The following is a 16,621-nucleotide window of genomic DNA, read 5'->3' on the forward strand; positions in this document are numbered from 1 at the left end:
CGGATGGTGCGGAGCGCCTTGTGGGCGCGCCCATCCTACGCATGCAGGGAGACCCCTCCTCCTGCCCGGCAGGGAGGTGGGGTGCCCCGGCCGGACGAGGTGTCACCTGGCGCTGTTGCGGAACGGCCGGGCGGGCCTGCCCAGGTTCGGAGCGCCGAGCAGCTTCTTGGAGGAGACGGCGTAGATGCCGTCGTTGGTGAAGACCCAGACGATCTTGCGGTCCCACTCGACGTAGGTGCCGTGGGTCTGGTTGCCCAGGGCGTAGTCGGGGACGCCCTTGCCGTAACCCGAGGGGACGAACTGCGCGACGATCTTGGGGTGCTTCAGGTCGCGGGTGTCGAAGAACTGCACGCCCGCGTTGTAGAACGCGTACGGCAGCAGGCCCTGCCGGGGGTCGCCGGGCGAGGTGTAGTAACCCGAGCGCTTGGGTCCGAAGCTGCCGCCGCGCTGACAGTAGTCGTCGAACGGGGCGTCCGCGGCGGGCCGGGGCCGGGGCAGGGCGCCGACGATGCGGGGCCGGGCCGGGTCACGGACGTCGATCTGGAAGATGTCCTTGTAGGGCTCGTGGCAGTCCTCGCCCAGCGGGTAGCCGGAGACGTAGATCATGCCGGTCTTCTCGAACTGGGAGACGTCCACGTTGTCGGCCTCGGTGCCGCCGACCGACATGGGCAGGTCCAGGTGGGCGACCTCGTTCATCTTGGCGGGGTCGGAGATGTCCAGCACCGACAGGCCGTAGCCGCCCAGGGCCGCGAAGCCGTACCTGCCGCCCTGCTCGACCGGCTTGGGGACGGCCAGCGGCATGCGCGCGCCCATCCAGGAGGTCTGGTTGCCGCAGCGCGGGTTCCTGGCGTAGTCGGCGGACTCGTCGGCGACCTGGCCCTTCCGGTGCCACTCACCGATCTTCTTCGGCCTGGCCGGGTCGGACATGTCGTAGGCCTGGTAGCCGGCCGAGTACAGGTAGGTGGGCACCTCGGTGTTGCTCCAGGTGTCCAGCGGAGCCGCGGCGACGAACATGTACCTGCCGCCGGTCCAGTACGGCACGTCCAGCGAGCCCGAGCCCTGCTGCGGCCCGTCGACCGGCGCGTTCAGCGGGTTGTCGGCCGAGCCGTCGGTGGTGACGGTGGCCAGCAGCTTCCAGTCCTTCTTGCGCGGGCCGTCGAGCCGGTAGACCTTGAAGCCCTTGAAGCTCGTGGTCTCCCGGAGCTTCCGGACGCCCTCGGGGTTGTGGAACTTGGAGTGCTCCACCGAGTCGCCCAGCTCGCCGACCTGGCGCTTCTGCTCGAAGCTCTGGACCATGACGTAGGCGCCGAGCTTGGCGTTCCACTGGATGGTGGAGGCGCCCCAGTAGTCGTGGGCCTTCCAGTCCTTGCCGTCCTTGAGCTCGACGTTCTCGCCGTACTCGGCCTTGATGTCGTTGCGGCTGAGCGACTCGACGATCTTTACTTTCCTGACGTCGGTCACGTCGTAGACGCGGGCCTCGCTCCGGTCGTACTGGAACAGGTAGCGGCGGCCGTCGAAGTCGACGATGTTCTGCCAGCTGTGGAAGTAGTCCGGGGTGAACGCGGGGCCGCGGTAGGCGGCCTCCAGCTTGATCGGGCCCTCGACGTAGGACTGCGGGTCGTAGCCCTTGGTCTTGCCGAAGATGTCCTGGGCGCCGCCGGGGAAGGAGAAGCGCTCCTCTCCCGCCGGGGTCAGGGACGGGTGCCGGAAGGTGCCGTCGAGCTGCATGCCGTAGGTGCCGGGCTGGGGGTCGGCGGGGCGGCGGTCGCCGCAGATCGAGGGGATGCCGGGATCGTCGGGGGCCGCTGCCCGCACCGCCGTGCCGGAGACGAGGACGAGACCCGCGACGCCGGAAGTGATCAGGGCATGCCGGAGGAAGTGGCGCATGGCGCGACCTTTCACAGGAAAGGGAGGAACGCCCTCAGGGTCCTGGTTCCGCCCGCCTCCGGCCACGCCGCGTTCCATGGGATGGAACCGGGAGGGTTCCATCCCATGGAACGCCGCCCCTCAGGTGACGGCCAGGCGCTGCCGGTAGCGCTCGTCCTGCCAGTGCTCCTTTTCCAGCACCTCGGCCAGGATGGCGACCGCGTCGTAGACGTCGACGTAGCGGATGTAGAGCGGGGCGAAGCCGAAGCGCAGGATGTCCGGGGCGCGGAAGTCCCCGTGGACGCCGCGGTCGATCAGCGCGCGCATGACCGGGTAGCCGTCGGGGTGGCGGAGGCTGACCTGGCTGCCGCGGCGCTCCGGGTCGCGGGGGGTGACCACCTCGAGGCCGTACGGCGCGCACAGCTCCTCGACCAGGTCGATGAAGAGCGATGTCAGCGCCACGCTCTTGGCCCGGACCTGGTCCAGGTCCACCCGCTCCCAGATGTCCAGCGAGGCGTTGAGCGGGGCGAAGGACAGCACGTGCGGGGTGCCCACGGTGAAGCGCCGGATGCCCTCGGCGGGGCGGTAGCCCGGTTCGAACGCGAACGGCGCCGCGTGGCCGTGCCAGCCGGTCAGCATCTGCTCGGCCTCGGCGTGGTGACGCGGGTGGACGTAGACGAACGCCGGGGCCCCGGGGCCGGCGTTGAGGTATTTGTAGGTGCACCCGACCGCGAAGTCGGCCTGCGACACGTCGACCTGGTAGGCGCCGGCGCTGTGGCACAGGTCCCAGATCATCAGGGCGCCCGCCGCCTGGACCCGCGCGGTCACCGCGGCGGTGTCGTGGCGCTCCCCGGTCCGGTAGTCCACCTCCGACATCAGCACGCAGGCGACGTCGTCGGCCAGCACCTCGTCGAGGACCCCGAGGTCGCGGACCTCGTAGCCGCCCACCGCCTTGACCAGCCCTTCGACCACGTAGCGGTCGGTCGGGAAGTTGGCCAGGTCGGAGACGACCACCCGGCGGCCGGGGCGCAGGCGCATCGCGGCCGAGACGGCCTTGACGATCGCGATCGAGGTGCTGTCGCCCACCGCGACCTGCCCGGGGCCCGCGCCGATCATCGGGGCCAGGCGGTCGCCGGTGGTCAGCGGCAGGTCGAACCAGCCGGCGGAGTTCCAGCCGCCGACCAGTTGCCGGCCCCACTCCTCCGTCACGACCCGCGCCGTCGCGGCCGAGGCCGCCACGGGCATGGCGCCGAGCGAGTTGCCGACCAGATAGATCGTCTCATCGGGCAGGACGAACTCGTCCCTGAGGTGCTTGAGGGGGTCGTCGGCGTCGAGGGCGGCGCAGTCCGCGCGGCTGATAGTCACGAATCATCTCCGGGTTAGGTGCTTACCAGCCCTTCTATCATCCGGCATCGGCGGAGGCCAAGACATCGGGTCGTTCCGGGAAACGGAACCTCCGCCCGGCATGCCGGGGGAAGTCGGAGCCGGAGCGCCCCGGGGGCCGGCCGGGGCCCGGCCGGCCCCTGGGGACGCGGTGGGTGTGGACGTCGACGACCGGGGGCTACCCCTTGCCCGGGTGGAGCGCGCCGCAGCCGTCGCAGGTGCGGGCCTTCTCGTCGTCGTAGAAGGCCTGGAAGATCGGCGGCAGGTCGGCCACGATGTCACGGACCTGGAGCTCGACCTCGTGGACCACGGCGTCGCACTCCGGGCAGTACCACCGGAACTTCTCCAGCACGCCCTCCGGCCTGACCCGCTCCACCAGGAAGCCGACCGAGCCCTCCTCCGGACGCTGCGGCGAGTGCGGCAGGCCCGCCGGGAGCAGCCACATCTGGCCCTCGCGGACGTGGACGGTCTCCGGCCCCTCGGGCGTCATGACGTTGATGTGCATGTTGCCGCGGACCTGGTAGAACAGCTCCTCGTAGGGGTCGACGTGGAAGTCGGTCCGCGCGTTCGGGCCGCCGACGACCATCACGATGAGGTCGCCGGCCCCCTCGAAGATGATCTTGTTGCCCACCGGCGGCTTGAGCAGATGAGCGTGCTCGTCGATCCACTTGCTGAAGTCGATGGGGGGGATCACTGGCGTTCCTCCGGTCGGTGGGCCACGGCCTGAATCTCGATGAGCAGGTGAGGGTGGGGAAGCTGGTGGACGGCCACGGTGGTGCGGGTCGGGCCGCTCTCGTCGAAATACTCCGCGTAGACCGCGTTGTAGCCGTCGAAGTCGTCCATGTCCACCAGGTAGGCGGTGATCTGGACGAGGTCGCTCAGCTCTGCCCCGACCGCCCGGAGGATGTCGCCGATGTTCTCGATCACGGCCCGGGTCTGCACGGCGATGTCGAGCTTCACCGCGCCGGACCCGTCGGCCTCGGCCCCGGCGATCGTGTCGTCCGGCCGGCGGGAGCTGGTGCCGGACACGTATATGAGGTCCCCGGCCCGCTTGACGTGCGGGAACCTCCCGCGCGGCGTGGCCTTCCCGCTGACGACGAGTCCGTCGCTCATGACTGTCCTCCCACGACGTCGGACGGGGCCTGCCCGGCGGTGAACGAGACCGAGCCCAGGTGCTGGACCTCGACCCTGACGTGGGCGCCGGGGGTCAACGGCTCGGCGGGCGTGGCGGCCCCGGCGAGCAGGATCCACCCGGGCTCCAGCACCACCCCGTGGGCCGCGGCCAGGCGCGCGGCCTCCACGACGGCCCGGCGCGGATCTCCGAGGACGGCGCCGGTGGACCCGATCTGGACGGGACGGCCGTCGACCTCGAAGACGACGCCGAGGTTCCACCGGTCGGGGTCGTAGGGCCGCCACGGGCCGACCACGTATCCGGCGGCCGAGGTGTTGTCGGCGATCACGTCCGGCAGGGAGAACCGGAAGTTCTCATAGCGCGAGTCGATGATCTCGATGCCGGGGGCGACCGCCGCGACGGCGCCGGGCGCGAGGGCGTCGGCGACCGTGGCGATGCGGTGGCCGATCAGGTAGACGACCTCCGGCTCGACACGAGGGTGGATGTAGCGCGAAATATCGGCGTATGAGCCGTCGAGGATGGCCGACGACTCCGGCACCCGGCCGAAGATCACGTCGTGCACGCCCATCTGGCGGCGCTTGCCCTCGCTGGTGAAGCCCAGCTTCACCCCCGACAGCCGGTCGCCCCGCTCCAGCCGGAGCCGGAGCAGCTCCTCCTGGACCCGGTAGGCGGCGGCCACGTCGTAGCCCTGCCCGGGCTGCGGCACCGCCCGGACCGTGCGCGCGGCCTCGTCCAGCACGGCGGCGAGCCCGCGGATGTCGGTCACCGCTCCCCCTCCGCCCGCGCCAGGTCCAGCGCGATGTCCACGATCATGTCCTCCTGCCCGCCGACCATCCGGCGGCGGCCCGCCTCGGTCAGGATCGTCCGGGTGTCGACCCCGTAACGCGACGACGCCGCCTCTGCGTGACGCAGGAAGCTGGAGTAGACCCCGGCGTAGCCGAGCGTCAGCGTCTCCCGGTCCACCCGGACCGGCCGGTCCTGCAGCGGCCTGATCAGGTCGTCGGCCGCGTCCATCAGGGCGTGCAGGTCACAGCCGTGCTCCCAGCCCATCAGGTCGGCCACCGCGACGAACACCTCGATCGGGCAGTTGCCCGCGCCCGCGCCCATCCCGGCGAGGGAGGCGTCGACCCGGTAGGTGCCGTTCTCGACCGCGACGACCGAGTTGGCCACGCCCAGGCCCAGGTTGTGGTGGGCGTGGATGCCGATCTCCGTCCCCTCGTCGAGCACCGAGCGGTAGGCGCGGACCCGGTCCCGGACCCCGTCCATGGTCAGCCGGCCGCCGGAGTCGGTCACGTAGACGCACTGCGCGCCGTACGACTCCATGAGCTTGGCCTGCCGCGCCAGCTCCTCGGCGGGCGCCATGTGGGACATCATCAGGAACCCGGCGACGTCCATGCCGAGCTCCCGCGCGGTGGCGATGTGCTGGGCGGAGATGTCGGCCTCGGTGCAGTGGGTGGCGACCCGGACCGAGGTCACGCCGAGCGCGTGGGCACGCCTGAGGTCGTGGATGGTGCCGATGCCGGGCAGCAGCAGGGTCGTCAGCCTCGCCCGCCGTACGGCTCCCGCGACCGCCTCGATCCACTCGTCGTCGGTGTGCGCGCCCGCGCCGTAGTTGAAGCTGCCTCCCGCGAGGCCGTCGCCGTGGGCGATCTCGATGGCCGCCACGCCGGCGGCGTCCAGCGCGGCGGCGATCTCGGCGGCCTGGGTCGTGGTGTAGCGGTGCCGGATGGCGTGCATGCCGTCCCGCAACGTCACGTCCTGGACATAGAGCCTCACGCGCCCACCCCCGTCTCGACGCTCTGTCCGGCGCGGTCCGGCCGCTCCGCCAGCCGTTCGGCGGTGCGCAGCGCGGCCGAGGTCATGATGTCCAGGTTCCCCGCGTAGGCGGGCAGGTAGTGGGCCGCGCCCTCCACCTCCAGGAAGACGCTCACCTTGGTCCCGCCGGTCCGGCTCCCGTCGGGCAGCGGTTCTCCCGCCGGGACCCTCTCGAACTGCACGTCCTGCTTGAGCCGGTAGCCCGGCACGTAGTCGCGGACCCTGTCCACCATGGCCCGTACGGCTCCCGCCACGGCGGCCTCGTCGCAGTCGTCGACCAGGCAGTAGACCGTGTCACGCATGATCAGCGGCGGCTCGGCCGGGTTGAGGACGATGATCGCCTTGCCCTTGGCCGCCCCGCCGACCTCCTCGATCGCCCGCGAGGTCGTCTCGGTGAACTCGTCGATGTTGGCGCGGGTGCCGGGCCCGGCGGACCTGGAGGCGATCGAGGCGACGATCTCGGCGTAGCGGACGGGGACCTGCGAGGCCACCGCCGCCACGATCGGGATCGTCGCCTGCCCGCCGCAGGTGACCATGTTGAGGTTGCGCTCGCCGAGGTGGTCGTCCAGGTTGACCGGCGGCACCACGTAGGGCCCGACGGCGGCGGGGGTCAGGTCGATGACCCGCTTGCCGTGCGCGCTGAGCACCCGGTCGTTGTGCAGGTGCGCCTTCGCCGAGGTCGCGTCGAGGACGAGGTCCACGCCGGCGAAGCCGGGCAGCCCGACCAGGCCCTCGACCCCCTCGTGGGTGGTGGCCACCCCGCGGCGGCGGGCCCGGGCCAGGCCGTCGGAGTCAGGGTCGATGCCCGCCATGGCGACGACCTCCACCCGCTCCGACAGCAGCGCCTTGAACATCAGGTCGGTGCCGATGTTCCCGGAACCGATGATCGCGATCTTCACCCGCTCCGCGGGCCGTGGCGTGGCCGCGCCGGTGTCGCCGAGGGTCATGAGAACACCGCCCGCACCGAACCGAGACCGTCGATGACGGCCTCGAAGACGTCGCCGGGCTCGACGGGCACCATCGGGCCGAGCGCGCCGGTGAGCACGATGTCCCCGGCGCGCAGCGGGAAGTCCCTGCCGCCCAGCGCGTCGGCCAGCCAGACGGCGGCGTTCAGCGGGTGCCCCATGCAGGCCGCGCCCGCACCGGTGGAGACCTCCTGCCCGCGCCGGCTCATGGTCATCCCGGCCAGCCGCAGATCCAGGCCGGCGAGCGGGACGGGCGTGTTGCCCAGGACGAAGGCGCCGCTGGAGGCGTTGTCGGCGATGGTGTCGACGAGCGCGATGTCCCACCCCGCGATCCGGCTGTCGACGATCTCGATCGCGGGCAGCGCGAAGTCGACGGCCCGGATGACCTCCGCCACCGTGAACGGCCCGCCGACCAGGTCGCTCTTGAGGACCAGCGCGACCTCGGCCTCGACCCTGGGCTGCAGGAAGCGGCCGGCCGGGATGGGCAGGCCGTCGAGGTGGGCCATGTCCGCGAAGAGCATGCCGAAGTCCGGCTCGTCGATCCCGAACTGTTTCTGCACCGCCGGGCTCGTGATGCCGATCTTCCGCCCGACCAGCCGCCGCCCGTCGTCCAGCGCCCGCCGGGTGTTGATCTCCTGTACGGCGTAGCCGGTCTCGGCGGTCCCGACCGGCAGCGTCTCACGCACCGGCGGACAGGGCTTGCCGCTCCGGGCCGCCTCCAGCAGCCGGTCGGCCGCCTCGGCGAGCACGTCGGTGGCCTCGCTCCACTCAGTCATGTCCCGGCTCCAGCTTGATCGTGATCGTGGTGGGTTCGGAGTAGAAGTCCAGCGAGTGCGTGCCGCCCTCCCGGCCGATGCCCGACAGCTTCACCCCGCCGAACGGGGTGCGCAGGTCCCGCAGGTACCAGGTGTTGACCCAGACCAGCCCGGCCTCCAGCGACCGGGCGACCCGGTGGGCCCGGTTCAGGTCGGCGGTCCAGACCGTCGCCGCCAGGCCGTAATCGCTGTCGTTGGCCAGCTCGACCGCCTCGGCCTCGGTGTCGAACGGGGCGATGTGGCAGACCGGGCCGAAGATCTCCTCCCGGTTCACCCGGGAGTCGCGGGACAGGCCGGTCAGCACCGTCGGCTCGACGTAGTAGCCGCCGTCGCGGTCGTCCCCGAAGTGCGGCACGCCGCCCCCGGCATGGATCCGGGCCCCCTCGTCCTTGGCCAGCCCGTAGTAGGAGAGCACCTTGTCACGGTGCTCCGCCGAGATCATCGGCATCATCGTGGTGTCCTCGTCCGCGGGCCGCCCGAACCTCAGCTCCCCCGCCCGCTCGGCCAGCCGCGCGGTGAACTCCTCGAAGACGGGCCGCTCCACGTAGAGCCGCTCGGTGCACAGGCAGACCTGGCCGCCGTTGGTGAAGGCCGACCGCACGCTCCCCTCGACGGCCGCGTCCAGGTCGGCGTCGGCGAAGACCAGCCCGGCGTTCTTGCCGCCCAGCTCGAACGAGACCGGCTTGACCCGGTCCGCCACACTCTTCATGATCGTCGACCCGGTACGGCTCTCGCCGGTGAAGGTGACCGCGTCCACCCCCGGGTGCTCCACCAGGAACTGGCCGGTGGAGCCGGCGCCGAACCCGTGCACCACGTTCAGGACACCGGGCGGCAGCCCGATCGAGGCGGCGATCTCCGCCAGCACCGCGACCGAGCCCGGCGTGTGCTCCGAGGGCTTGACCACGATGGTGTTGCCCGCGACGAGCGAAGGGCCGATCTTCCAGGTCGCCAGCAGGAACGGCAGGTTCCACGGCACGATCACCGCGACCACGCCCAGCGGCCTGCGCACGGTGTAGCTCAGCACGTCCTTCAGGTGGAAGGCGCTCTCCGGGCGCTGAGCGGCGATCTCGGCGAAGGACCGGAAGTTCGCCGCGCCCCGCGGGATGTCCAGCGTCCGGGTCTGGGTGATCGACTTACCGGTGTCGGCGATCTCCGCGGCCACCAGATCCTCGAAGCGCTCCTCGATCGCGTCGGCGAGACGGCGCATCCAGGCGGCCCGCTCGGCCACCGGCAGCGCCGCCCATCCCGGCAGGGCCGCGCGGGCGGCGGCGACCGCCCGGTCGACGACCGCTCGGTCCGCCTCGTGGACCCGGCGGACCGGGCGGCCGGTCACCGGGTCGTGCGTGGCGAACGTCGCGCCCTCGGCCGCCGGCACCCCACCGATGAAGTGGGTTACCTGGTCAGACAAGACTTCTCCTCACGATAGGACCCCGATGGGTCACTAGGTATGGGTATAGAGGCGGGAGCCGTTCATCGGCAACAATGCGTTCCGTGAAACGGAACCCAGACCGCCTCTCGATGCTGGAGAAGTCGTGGCTCGTGCTCGACTCGTTCCGCCCCACGGGAGGCCCCCTGCGCCTGGCCGACGTCGCCGAACGCTGCCACCTGCCCAAGACCACGGCCTTCCGGCTGCTCACCGAGCTCACCGAGATCGGCGCGGTCGCCCGCCGCGAGGACGGCTACTACCTCGGCCGCCGGCTCTTCGAGCTCGGTTGCATCGTGCCCCTCGAACGAGATCTGAGACATGCGGCCCTGCCCTTCATGCACGACCTCTACGAGGCGACCCACGAGACCGTCCACCTGGGCGTGCGCGACGGCCTGGACGTCGTCTACGTCGAGAAGATCCGCGGTCAGGAGGCGTTCGCCCTGCCCTCCCGGGTCGGCGGACGGCTCCCGCTGACCTGCACCGCGATCGGCAAGGCCCTGCTGGCCTACTCCGGGCCCGACCTGATCGACGAGGTTCTCGGCCGTCCCCTGCGCCGCCTGACCCCTCACTCGATCGTGGACCCGCAGCGGCTTGAGGAGACCATCGGCCAGATCCAGGCGGCGGGCCTGGCCTACGAACGCGAGGAGGCCCAGCTCGGCGGGGCCTGCATCGCGGCCCCCGTGTTCGGCGACGGCATGGCCGTCGCCGCCCTGTCCGTCTCCGTCCCCCTGGCCCGCTTCCAGCCCACCCGGCTGGCCCCCGTCGTCAAAGCCGCGGCGCTGGGCATCTCCCGCGCGCTGGCCAGGACCATCTGACCGGCCCGGCAGTCCGGCGGGCCTCCGCGCGGTAGCACTCGACGTGCGCCTCTCCCCTCTCGTCGATGAGACCGAACACGCAACCGTGAACGCGGAGGTGGAGCAAAATAGTTCGAGCTACGAACTGAATCCGACTTCTGGGCCTCGTGATCGCAGCATCCTGGGCACGCTGAAATAGAGGATTTATATCCTCGTGTGCCTTTTATTTGTTTTGCTGGAAATGGCGAGATTGATCCAGCTATGGGGCTAACGTGGCAGATGATATTGACAGGATTTCGGACGACCCTGAGCTCGGCGAGCAGGACGTCCGGCGGTAGAAAAAGGATCTGTTACGTGAGTCCATCCCCCAAGTCGCTTCCGATGACAGGGTTTCTGTTCTCCGCCGCCGGTGTCGGCGGCGTGGTCCTGCAGATGCTGGCCGTCGCCTACCCCGATGGCGACCCGGCCAAGGCGCGCGAGGCCGCGCGGCTGTTGCGGCAGCTGGCCAAGCGAGTGGACGTCAGCCTGGACGACGTGGAGGAGGTCGCGGGCAGGGTGTGGCGGCCGCCCAGCTCCGGCGCGGGCATCGACGCCTTCAGGAAATACTTCAACAACGAGATCGCGCCCTGTCCGCCGCGGATGTCCGCGTACATCCGCGGGCTGGCCGACGCGGTCGACGACTACGCGGGCATGCTGGAGCAGACCCAGCACGCGCTCCGGACGATGGCCATGATCCAGTGGATCGAGCTGCTGATGTTCTTCTGCTGGCCGGCGATCGACAAGAAGGTCCAGGTGATGATCAACTGGGCGATGCGCAGGTCGCAGGCACGGCTGCTGCTCAAGATGTTCAATCACGCGGTGGGGAAGCGGTTCATCTATGCCGCGGGGGGCAGCCTCACCTACACGGTCCTGGACCAGGCGGTCGTTGACGGGCTCAAGTTGGCCAGAGGCGAGGACATGGGGTCGTGGGGCGACCGCGGCGAATACATGTTGAAGAACTTCGCCGCGGCCATGGTCTTCTACCACGTGGATCCTGCCAATTTCGGAAAGGCCGCGAACCTGCTGCCGAAGAACCAGGCGGCGCAGAACGCCGTCGTGTTCTTGACCGGGTCCACCATCTTCAGCACCACGGCGAACGCGCTCAACCGGCCCGGCGACGTGATCGACGATCCGGTCAGCCTGTTGCCCACATGGGAGCAGATGCTCGCCAAGCTGGGTGTCGCCGCAGGCCAGGACCAGTTCAGGCGCTGGCGCGGATACTGACCGCCGGTGACCACGTAGCTAGTCCTGGCTGAAACGCCTGACCCCGTCGGCGAACGGGGTCAGGCCGTCCGTCATCATCCCGGCCATCTGCGCGGTCAGGTCCGTGGCGGCGCCGCCGGCGGCGGCGAGCACCGCCTCCGCCAGCGCGTCCGCGCCGAGCCGCATCGCCCGCGGGTCGATGCGCAGGCCGCCGAGCGCGCCGGTCGGCAGCACCTCGGCCCTCACCTGACCATTGGCCGCCTCACCTCGGCCACGGATGGCGTTGAGGCCCTCCTGCAATTCTTCCAGTGGCCGGGTGTCGGCTTGGAACTGGGCGAGAAGGCGGCGCATTTCCTCGTCGAGGAAGGATGTGCCGTCGTCCGGTGTGATCATCAGGTCTCCAGGAAATTTCAGAGGTTGAACTTTTTGTCCGACTTCGAGTACTTGGGCGGGTCGGGCACTTTCGGCAGGGATTCGATGCTGGCCCAGTTCGCGACCTCGAAGCCGGTCCTGATAGCGGCCAGCCGTTCGGCGACTGCGGGATAAACGTCGCGTAGCGCGTTGACGTACGTCTCGGATTTCTTCAACGCCGTGGAATAGCCCTGCCTGAACGTGTTCGCCGTCTCATCCGTGCCGGCGAAATCACCCAGGGCGGCGATGGCGTCGAGAATCCGGCGGACATCCTTCGCCAGCTCATCGTGCTCGGCGATGAATCCGCCGGCCGCCTTGGTGAAGATGCTCCCGCGGATATCGACGTCCGGCCGGCCTGGCCGTTCGAGACCAGGCGAGGTCGGCGAAGGGACGGGGGCGGGGCTCGACGTGGGCGTCCCCGTGGGGGTGGGACTCGACGTGGGCTTCGGAGTTGGGGTGGCTGTCCCCGTGGGGGTGGGTGACGGTGTGGGCGATGAGGACGGAGTGGATGAACCCATCTCAGACATGGCATTTCTCCTCGTCAGTGCGCCTTACCGTGCCGTCGCGTAGGCACGGGACACAGCCGTCCCCACATTACCTACACTAACTGTAGGAATAGTGTACTTTGTGGCGGCCGGACGCGAGTCTTGGTGATCGACCTCACGTGAGGGCTACGCGGCCGGCGGCAGGTCCATGGGTCCCCGGCCGAAGGGAAGCCGCGTCATCGGTCGGCGCGGCTCGCAACTCTTGCGGCTCAGCGGGTATGCGGTTCACTGGTCGTCCCACCCGATCAGTCCGCAGGAGGATCCCATGGAAGCCCGCACCGAGACGGTCACCGTCGCCGACGGCACGTTCGACCTGCACCTGTGGCTGCCGGAGAGCGGCCGGGGGCCGGTCGTCCTGCTGATCCAGGAGGTCTGGGGGGTCGGCCCCTACATCAGGAAGGTCGCCGAGGACCTCGCGGGGCTCGGATACGTCGTCGGCGCGCCCGACCTGTTCTGGCGGCTGCGGCGCAACTGGGTGGCCGACCACGACGAGGCCGGGCTGGCGGCGTCGATGAAGGTGGCCTCCGAGTTCGACGTCCCGCACGGGGTGTCCGACTCGGCTCTGGCACTGGCGCACCTGAAGGGGCTGCCCGAGGCCGAGGGAGGGGCCGCGGCGATGGGGTTCTGCCTGGGCGGCTCGATCGCCTACCTCCTGGCGGCCACCACCGAGGTGGACGCGGTGCTGTCGTTCTACGGCTCCGCCGTACCGGACGCCGCCGGCCTGATGGAGAAGATCACCTCTCCGGTGTTGTTCGTGTTCGGCGGCTCCGACCCCTACATCCCCCGCGAGCAGGTCGCCAAGGTGGAGGAGGCCGCGGCGGGGCGGCCGGACATCGAGATGCACGTCGCCGAGCAGGCCGGACACGCCTTCCACAACCACGAGGCCCCGCAGTTCTACGACCCCGAGGCCGCGCCGGTCGCCTGGGAGCGGGCCGTGGGCTTCCTCAGGCGCCATCTCGGGTAGCCGCCGGCCGGCGCGGGTGACATTCCGGGCGGAGACCCTTGCCTGAAGGTCACCTTCCCGTAACCGCAGGGGCCGCCCGGCGGGGGGCCCGGACCCGGCATCATTGCCCCATGTACCAGGTGTGGCAGGTATGGGGAAATATCATCATCACGGCTGTGGTGGCGCTCCCACTGGCCCTCGCCGCCGCCCGCCTCCTCGCCCTCCGCCGCCTCCGCGCCGGCCATCCCCTCCCCGTCCGCACGGCCGTCGCCGACGTCGCCGTGGCGGCCGGGACCGCCCCCTGGATCTGGATGATCCTCACCCCCGCGACGGGCCCCGGCGGCTTCAGCCTCATCCCCTTCAGGGACCTGTGGGCGGTGCTCCAGGGGCCGGGCGAGACGGCGTTTGTGCAGGTTGGGGGCAATCTGCTGGTCTTCGCCGCGCTCGGCGCGATGCTCCCGGTCCGCTCGGCGCACTCCGCCTCACTCGCCAGGGTCGCCGCCGTGGCGGCCGCGGCGTCACTCACCGTCGAACTCCTCCAGTACGGCCTGCGGCTGGGCCGGGTGAGCTCCGTCGACGACGTGCTGGTCAATACAGCGGGTGCTGTTCTGGCCGCGGCCGTCACACGGCGATGGTGGGCCCGGCCAATAGCGGCTGGGACCGTTCCACGGTAACGGGCCGGGAAAACTCCCGGAGATCGTCACATAGGCACGATCCTCTCAAAAGAAGCACGGGACCAACCTCTGCATCTGTGCGATCGTGGACAAGACGGGGCAAGTTCTCTGGAGACGCCAAACCCGGTTGGTGACAGAGGGTGATCAAACGTGCAGCAGTCCCCGGTTCCTCCCGAGCCCCCGATCTATCGGCGCATCGCCGACGGGCTTCGCGAAGCGATCCTGTCCGGCGAGCTCCGAGACGGGGATCGGCTTCCGGGCGAGAACGCCCTGATGGCGGAGTACGGCATAGCCCGCGCGACCGCCAGACAGGCCCTTTCCGTGCTCATCAACGAAGGACTGGCCGTGCCCAAGCGCGGCTCGGGAGTCTACGTCCGCCAGTTCCGGCCGATCAGGCGGCACGGTTCCCGGCGGCTCTCCCATGAACAGTGGGGGCAGGGCCAGGCGATCTGGGAGTCCGACACCAGAGGCCGCCCCTACACCGTGGACGACATGAACATCGACAGGGAGATCGCCGAGGACACCGTGGCCCGGGTGCTCAACAGCACCGAGGTGTGGGTGCGGCGGCGGCGCTACTCGGTGGACGGCAGGCCGGTCCAGCTGTCGGTCTCCCACTTCCCCGCCGCCCTGGTGGAGGACACCCCGATCACACAGCCCGACACCGGGCCCGGGGGCGTCTACGCGCGCCTGGGCGACCTCGGCCACACCCCCGTGCGCTTCAGCGAGGAGGTGCGGGCCCGCATGCCCCATCCTCACGAGACCGTCCAGCTCGACCTGCCGGCCGGCACCCCGGTCATCGTGATCGGCCGGATCGCCTACACCGCGGGCGGCGTCCCGGTCGAGGTCAACGAGATGATCCTCGACGCCGCCTCTTATGTACTCCAATACGACTTCGATTCATAGATCAAGACGATCCGTCAACCGATAGGTTGACCTGTCCCCTGCGATCATTGATTTCTCTAGAGAAGTGCATCACCTTCGGAGATGGAAGGTCACACGGCCGGGCCTGGGCGCGGGGAAGGTGCGTAGATGTCATTCGACCGGCATCTGGCGGAGATCGCCCGGGAGTTCCCCGACTGGACGATCTGGCGGAGTGACGCGGGTCGGTGGTGGGCTACCCGCCACCACCCGCTCACCTCCGACCAGCGTGACCTCGGCTGCGCGATGACCGTCGACGCCGACGACCCGGAAGGACTGCGAGAGCAGTTACGCGACCAACAGGACCGCTCCGGCGGGAGGGGTTCCTGGTAGCCGCCCGGTGCCCGGGTCAGCGGATCTCACGCGGCCCCGGCGCCGGGCCCCCAATCGCGGAAGCCCCCGACCCGATCGGGGGCGGGGGCTTCCGCTTGACCTCAGCGGCCGCGGGGCCGTGGCATGTGGGGGATGGACCGGCCCGTACGGGCCGCGGCCGTCATTTCCGCGCGGCGTACTCGTCGTCGTCCTTGGCGGCCCGGCCCAGGCTCACCTCGGTGTCGTCGAAGATCTCGGTGCGGTGGTCGCCGGCGGGGTGATCGCCGTGCTCCTCGACCTCGTCGTCCACGATCACCCGGACGGCCTCGACGTCGGACTCGATGTCGGGCTCGACCTCGGGCCCGGCGACCTCCCCGGCCGGAGCGGCCTCCACGGGGGCGGACTGGACGGGGAACAGCGGGAGCACGGAGGCCTCGTCGATCAGGGCTCCGGCGGCGTTCTCCCGGTGCAGCAGGTCGCCCAGCACGGCGCCCATCTCGTTGAGGCGGCGCATGACCTCGCGGTGGGTGTCGGTGAGGTAGGTGACCCGCCGGCCGGTCGTCTCGTCGAGGATCGTCGAGCGCTGCTGGGCCGCGGCCAGCATGGCGTGGGCCTCGGCGTTGGCGGAGGACACGGTCGACTCCGCCTCGGTCCTGGCGCTCTCGATCGTCCGCTCGGCCTCGTTCCTGGCCGAGACGACCATCCGCTCGGCCTCGGCGCGGGCGCCGCGCAGGGTCTCCTCGGACTCGGCGCGCGCCGCGTTGAGGGTCTCCTCGGCGTCGCCGCCGGCCTGGGCGAGCATCTGCTCGGCGGCGGCGGTGGCCTCGGCGACCCGGCGCTCGGCCTCCTGCTGCGCGGCGTTCATGATGCCCTCGGCCCGCTCCAGCGCCGAGCTGACCATCCGCTGGGCCTCTTCGGCGGCGTCTTCGCGCAGCTTGCTGGCCTCGGCGTCGGCGACCTGCCGTTTGGAGGCCGCCTCCTCTTCGCCCAGCTTCAGGATCTGGCTGAGCCGCTGGCCCAGCTCGTCGTAGTCTTGCGGAGCGTCGGAGAGCCTCCGTCGGGCCTCGGCCAACTCGATCCGGCCCCGCTCGGCCTGCTCGATCGCCCGGGCGAGCCGTTCTTCCAGATCGCGGATCTGGTTGCGGTTGCGGTTCATGTAGTCGTGAACCTGACGACGGTTGTAACCGCGCATGACGACCTCGAACGAGTCTTCATGCATCAGGTCGGGAAAGCTCTCGTGCTGGTTTGTCATGGCGCTGCCCGTGGAGGTTGTGTGGCGGGAAAGGAGACGTCAGGAGACGACTTTCCTGCTTACTGTCCAAGTCCGCAACCGGAACGCCCGACCTGCTTGCGGAAATATCGGGCAAGCTCACGCACCGT

18 protein-coding genes are annotated in these 16,621 nt (G+C 70.2%); 6 read left to right on the forward strand and 12 right to left on the reverse strand.

Going from position 1 to position 16,621, the window contains the following annotated elements; all coding sequences use genetic code 11:
- Positions 1 to 102 precede the first annotated feature (102 nt).
- The 9 genes from ACZ6R6_RS07820 to ACZ6R6_RS07860 form a co-directional block, all read right to left on the reverse strand.
- Entirely contained in the window at positions 103 to 1,887 is a 1,785-nt protein-coding gene (locus ACZ6R6_RS07820; protein ID WP_470091104.1) for an LVIVD repeat-containing protein, read from the reverse strand.
- A gap of 120 nt (positions 1,888 to 2,007) precedes the next feature.
- Positions 2,008 to 3,231 (reverse strand): kynureninase, encoded by a 1,224-nt coding sequence (gene kynU / locus ACZ6R6_RS07825; RefSeq protein WP_470091106.1) that lies wholly within the window; start codon positions 3,229 to 3,231, stop codon positions 2,008 to 2,010.
- 196 nt (positions 3,232 to 3,427) lie between these two features.
- On the reverse strand, positions 3,428 to 3,943 hold the full coding sequence (locus ACZ6R6_RS07830) for a 3-hydroxyanthranilate 3,4-dioxygenase (RefSeq protein WP_470091108.1): 516 nt from the start codon (positions 3,941 to 3,943) through the stop codon (positions 3,428 to 3,430).
- Positions 3,940 to 4,362, reverse strand: a complete 423-nt coding sequence (locus ACZ6R6_RS07835) for a RidA family protein (protein ID WP_470091110.1) — start codon at positions 4,360 to 4,362, stop codon at positions 3,940 to 3,942. The genes ACZ6R6_RS07830 and ACZ6R6_RS07835 overlap by 4 nt, the downstream gene beginning before the upstream one ends.
- Positions 4,359 to 5,147: a 2-keto-4-pentenoate hydratase gene (locus ACZ6R6_RS07840; RefSeq protein WP_470091112.1), complete on the reverse strand. Its 789-nt coding sequence runs from the start codon at positions 5,145 to 5,147 to the stop codon at positions 4,359 to 4,361. Before ACZ6R6_RS07840 ends, ACZ6R6_RS07835 begins: the two co-directional genes overlap by 4 nt.
- Entirely contained in the window at positions 5,144 to 6,157 is a 1,014-nt protein-coding gene (dmpG, locus tag ACZ6R6_RS07845; protein ID WP_470091114.1) for a 4-hydroxy-2-oxovalerate aldolase, read from the reverse strand. The genes ACZ6R6_RS07840 and dmpG overlap by 4 nt, the downstream gene beginning before the upstream one ends.
- A complete protein-coding gene (locus ACZ6R6_RS07850) occupies positions 6,154 to 7,143 on the reverse strand; it encodes an acetaldehyde dehydrogenase (acetylating) (protein WP_470091115.1) in 990 nt (329 codons plus the stop codon). Before ACZ6R6_RS07850 ends, dmpG begins: the two co-directional genes overlap by 4 nt.
- Positions 7,140 to 7,937 carry a 2-keto-4-pentenoate hydratase gene (locus ACZ6R6_RS07855; protein ID WP_470091116.1) on the reverse strand — a complete coding sequence of 266 codons (798 nt, stop codon included), beginning with the start codon at positions 7,935 to 7,937 and terminating at the stop codon, positions 7,140 to 7,142. Before ACZ6R6_RS07855 ends, ACZ6R6_RS07850 begins: the two co-directional genes overlap by 4 nt.
- A complete protein-coding gene (locus ACZ6R6_RS07860) occupies positions 7,930 to 9,384 on the reverse strand; it encodes a 2-hydroxymuconic semialdehyde dehydrogenase (RefSeq protein WP_470091118.1) in 1,455 nt (484 codons plus the stop codon). The genes ACZ6R6_RS07855 and ACZ6R6_RS07860 overlap by 8 nt, the downstream gene beginning before the upstream one ends.
- A 74-nt stretch (positions 9,385 to 9,458) precedes the next feature.
- Here ACZ6R6_RS07860 and ACZ6R6_RS07865 point away from each other — a divergent pair, with 74 nt between their 5' ends.
- Complete coding sequence (locus ACZ6R6_RS07865; RefSeq protein ID WP_470091119.1) at positions 9,459 to 10,217, forward strand: IclR family transcriptional regulator; 759 nt, start codon at positions 9,459 to 9,461, stop codon at positions 10,215 to 10,217.
- Positions 10,218 to 10,577: 360 nt separating this feature from the next.
- Positions 10,578 to 11,459: a hypothetical protein gene (locus ACZ6R6_RS07870; protein ID WP_470091121.1), complete on the forward strand. Its 882-nt coding sequence runs from the start codon at positions 10,578 to 10,580 to the stop codon at positions 11,457 to 11,459.
- Between the two features lie 18 nt (positions 11,460 to 11,477).
- Here the strand turns inward: ACZ6R6_RS07870 and ACZ6R6_RS07875 are convergent, their stop codons facing one another.
- On the reverse strand, positions 11,478 to 11,831 hold the full coding sequence (locus ACZ6R6_RS07875) for a YbaB/EbfC family nucleoid-associated protein (RefSeq protein WP_470091122.1): 354 nt from the start codon (positions 11,829 to 11,831) through the stop codon (positions 11,478 to 11,480).
- A gap of 17 nt (positions 11,832 to 11,848) precedes the next feature.
- Positions 11,849 to 12,376 (reverse strand): hypothetical protein, encoded by a 528-nt coding sequence (locus ACZ6R6_RS07880; protein WP_470091124.1) that lies wholly within the window; start codon positions 12,374 to 12,376, stop codon positions 11,849 to 11,851.
- A 283-nt stretch (positions 12,377 to 12,659) separates the two neighbouring features.
- On the opposite strand from ACZ6R6_RS07880, the gene ACZ6R6_RS07885 reads away from it, so the two are divergent.
- The 4 genes from ACZ6R6_RS07885 (at position 12,660) to ACZ6R6_RS07900 (ending at position 15,262) form a co-directional block, all read left to right on the forward strand.
- Complete coding sequence (locus ACZ6R6_RS07885) at positions 12,660 to 13,358, forward strand: dienelactone hydrolase family protein (protein WP_470091125.1); 699 nt, start codon at positions 12,660 to 12,662, stop codon at positions 13,356 to 13,358.
- Between the two features lie 155 nt (positions 13,359 to 13,513).
- Positions 13,514 to 14,011 (forward strand): VanZ family protein, encoded by a 498-nt coding sequence (locus ACZ6R6_RS07890; RefSeq protein ID WP_470091126.1) that lies wholly within the window; start codon positions 13,514 to 13,516, stop codon positions 14,009 to 14,011.
- Positions 14,012 to 14,161: 150 nt separating this feature from the next.
- Positions 14,162 to 14,914, forward strand: a complete 753-nt coding sequence (locus ACZ6R6_RS07895; RefSeq protein ID WP_306862246.1) for a GntR family transcriptional regulator — start codon at positions 14,162 to 14,164, stop codon at positions 14,912 to 14,914.
- A gap of 126 nt (positions 14,915 to 15,040) precedes the next feature.
- The gene (locus tag ACZ6R6_RS07900; protein WP_470091128.1) at positions 15,041 to 15,262 is read left to right on the forward strand and encodes a hypothetical protein; all 222 of its coding nucleotides are present in this window, start codon (positions 15,041 to 15,043) and stop codon (positions 15,260 to 15,262) included.
- A 160-nt stretch (positions 15,263 to 15,422) separates the two neighbouring features.
- Here the strand turns inward: ACZ6R6_RS07900 and ACZ6R6_RS07905 are convergent, their stop codons facing one another.
- Positions 15,423 to 16,493: a hypothetical protein gene (locus tag ACZ6R6_RS07905; protein WP_470091129.1), complete on the reverse strand. Its 1,071-nt coding sequence runs from the start codon at positions 16,491 to 16,493 to the stop codon at positions 15,423 to 15,425.
- Positions 16,494 to 16,621 lie beyond the last annotated feature (128 nt).

Source organism: Streptosporangium sp. NPDC048886, from assembly GCF_055586905.1.

What these genes read in the sequence shown, in the direction of transcription:
- ACZ6R6_RS07885 (WP_470091125.1), top strand. Translation starts at nt 12,660, where the DNA reads ATGGAAGCCCGCACCGAGACGGTCACCGTCGCCGACGGCACGTTCGAC.
- ACZ6R6_RS07850 (WP_470091115.1), bottom strand. Translation starts at nt 7,143, where the DNA reads ATGACCCTCGGCGACACCGGCGCGGCCACGCCACGGCCCGCGGAGCGG.
- ACZ6R6_RS07855 (WP_470091116.1), bottom strand. Translation starts at nt 7,937, where the DNA reads ATGACTGAGTGGAGCGAGGCCACCGACGTGCTCGCCGAGGCGGCCGAC.
- ACZ6R6_RS07905 (WP_470091129.1), bottom strand. Translation starts at nt 16,493, where the DNA reads ATGACAAACCAGCACGAGAGCTTTCCCGACCTGATGCATGAAGACTCG.
- ACZ6R6_RS07835 (WP_470091110.1), bottom strand. Translation starts at nt 4,362, where the DNA reads ATGAGCGACGGACTCGTCGTCAGCGGGAAGGCCACGCCGCGCGGGAGG.
- ACZ6R6_RS07820 (WP_470091104.1), bottom strand. Translation starts at nt 1,887, where the DNA reads ATGCGCCACTTCCTCCGGCATGCCCTGATCACTTCCGGCGTCGCGGGT.
- ACZ6R6_RS07880 (WP_470091124.1), bottom strand. Translation starts at nt 12,376, where the DNA reads ATGTCTGAGATGGGTTCATCCACTCCGTCCTCATCGCCCACACCGTCA.
- ACZ6R6_RS07875 (WP_470091122.1), bottom strand. Translation starts at nt 11,831, where the DNA reads ATGATCACACCGGACGACGGCACATCCTTCCTCGACGAGGAAATGCGC.
- ACZ6R6_RS07900 (WP_470091128.1), top strand. Translation starts at nt 15,041, where the DNA reads ATGTCATTCGACCGGCATCTGGCGGAGATCGCCCGGGAGTTCCCCGAC.
- ACZ6R6_RS07870 (WP_470091121.1), top strand. Translation starts at nt 10,578, where the DNA reads ATGACAGGGTTTCTGTTCTCCGCCGCCGGTGTCGGCGGCGTGGTCCTG.
- ACZ6R6_RS07865 (WP_470091119.1), top strand. Translation starts at nt 9,459, where the DNA reads ATGCGTTCCGTGAAACGGAACCCAGACCGCCTCTCGATGCTGGAGAAG.